General features: G+C 63.7%; 1 protein-coding gene and 2 pseudogenes. All 3 read left to right on the top strand.

Features of this window, described 5'->3' with window-relative positions; genetic code table 11:
* Window positions 1–68 precede the first annotated feature (68 nt).
* A pseudogene (hslV, locus tag ACWNCF_RS05635) lies at window positions 69–489 on the top strand (ATP-dependent protease subunit HslV); the annotation flags it as partial.
* Window positions 490–515: 26 nt separating this feature from the next.
* Window positions 516–1,863: pseudogene (gene hslU / locus ACWNCF_RS05630) on the top strand (ATP-dependent protease ATPase subunit HslU).
* A gap of 29 nt (window positions 1,864–1,892) precedes the next feature.
* Entirely contained in the window at window positions 1,893–2,201 is a 309-nt protein-coding gene (locus ACWNCF_RS05625) for a hypothetical protein (protein WP_449406337.1), read from the top strand.
* Window positions 2,202–2,402 lie beyond the last annotated feature (201 nt).

Raw genomic sequence — 2,402 nt, 5'->3', positions numbered from 1 at the left:
TGACCTACTGGTACGACGTATTGCTAAGGTTAAAACAAGGCAGGTAACTTCGGATGATCCAGCACCTGGTGCGCAAGCTCTACCAGAACAAGGTGCTGTGCGGCTTTGCCGGCGGCACGGCCGACGCCTTTACGCTGCTCGACCGCTTCGAAGCGAAACTGGAAAAACACCAGGGCAATCTGCTGCGCGCGTCGGTCGAACTGGCCAAGGACTGGCGTACCGACCGCGTGCTGCGCCGGCCTGGAGGCGATGCTGCTCGTGGCCGACCGCGAAAAAACCCTGATCATCACCGGCAACGGCGACGTGCTCGAACCCGAGGACGGCATCGGCGCGATCGGCTCGGGCGGCATCTACGCCCAATCGGCCGCCAAGGCCCTGCAGGAAAACACGGATTTCGCGCCGGCGGACGTGGTCAAGAAAGCGCTGACCATCGCAGGCGAACTGTGCATCTATACGAACATGTCGCACATCATCGAGACGCTGGACTGACCGGCCTCTCCCGCAAGCAAGCATTCATGAGCACACATATGAACATGACTCCGTCCGAAATCGTCTCGGAACTCGACAAGCACGTCGTCGGCCAGGGCAAGGCCAAGCGCGCGGTATCGATCGCGCTGCGCAATCGCTGGCGCCGCCAGCAGGTCGAGGAACCGCTGCGCCACGAGATCACCCCGAAAAACATCCTCATGATCGGCCCGACCGGCGTCGGCAAGACCGAGATCGCGCGCCGCCTGGCCAAGCTGGCCGATGCGCCGTTCATCAAGGTCGAAGCGACCAAGTTCACCGAAGTCGGCTATGTCGGCCGCGATGTCGACACTATCATCCGCGACCTGATCGACATCGGCATCAAGCAGACCCGCGCCAGCGAAATGAAGAAGGTACGCCAGCGTGCCGAGGACGCGGCCGAAGACCGCATCATCGACATCCTCGTGCCGCCGGCGCGCGACTTCGGCTTCAACGTCAGCGGCGACAGCAAGGAAGGCGGCGACGTCACGCGCCAGACCTTCCCGCAAGCGCCTGCGCGAAGGCGCCCTGGACGACAAGGAAGTCGAGATCGACGTCACCGAGGCATCGCCCCAGATGGAAATCATGGCGCCGCCGGGCATGGAGGAAATGACGGAACAGATCAAGTCGATGTTCGCCGGCGTCGGGGCGGGACGCAAGAAGCCCCGCAAGATGAAGGTGAAGGAGGCCATGAAACTGCTCGTCGACGAGGAAGCCGCCAAGCTCATCAACGAAGACGAGATGAAGCAGAAGGCGATCACGAACGTCGAGCAGAACGGCATCGTGTTCCTGGACGAGGTCGACAAGATCGCGTCGCGTTCGGAACACGGCGGCGCCGACGTCTCGCGCGCGGGCGTGCAGCGCGACCTGCTGCCGCTCGTCGAAGGCACGACGGTGAACACGAAGTACGGCATGATCAAGACGGACCACATCCTGTTCATCGCGTCGGGCGCGTTCCACCTGTCCAAGCCGTCGGACCTGATCCCCGAGCTGCAGGGCCGCTTCCCGATCCGCGTCGAACTGGAATCGCTGTCGATCGACGATTTCAAGAGCATCCTGACCTCGACGGACGCCAGCCTGACCAAGCAGTACGAGGCCTTGCTGGCGACGGAAGGCGTCAAGCTGGAATTCGCCGACGAGGGCATCCTCCGGCTGGCCGAGATCGCCTATTCCGTCAACGAGCGCACCGAGAACATCGGCGCGCGCCGCCTGTACACGGTGATGGAAAAGCTGCTGGAAGAGATCTCGTACTCGGCCACCGACAAGTCGGGCCAGACGCTCGTCATCGATGCGGCCTATGTCAACGAACGGCTCGATGCGCTGGCGGTCAACGAAGACCTGTCGCGCTACGTGCTGTAAGGTCGGCACGGGCCGGAAAGGAGGCGGCGATGGCAAACAAGGCATTGGCAACCCGGCAGAAGATGCGGCTGCGCGTCGAGCCGACGCCGCCGATCAAACCCCGCAACCCGTTCGCCGGCTTCGCCAAGGCGCGCGCGGCCAGGTCGCGCGAGAAGACCACGGCCAGCGAACGGGTTGCGGGGTTTGATCGGCGGCGTCGGCTCGACGCGCAGCCGCATCTTCTGCCGGGTTGCCAATGCCTTGTTGCCATCGCCGCCTCCTTCCGGCCCGTGCCGACCTTACAGCACGTAGCGCGACGGGCCTTCGTTGACCGCCAGCACCATCAAGCCGTCGCTTGACATAGGCCGCATCGATGACGAGCGTCTGGCCCGAGCTTGTCGGCGGCCGAGTACGAGATCTCTTCCGGCCACTTTTCCCCATCACCGTGTACAGGCGGGCGGCCTCGGTCGCTCGTTGACGGAATGGCCATCTCGGCCAGGACCTCGTCGGCGACCCCAGCTTGACGCCTTCCGTGGCCAGCAAAGGCCTCATTGCTTCAT

This window comes from Massilia phosphatilytica (assembly GCF_977014125.1).
The sequence above is the reverse complement of the archived record's forward strand: the minus strand, read 5'-3'. Positions and strand labels throughout refer to the sequence as shown.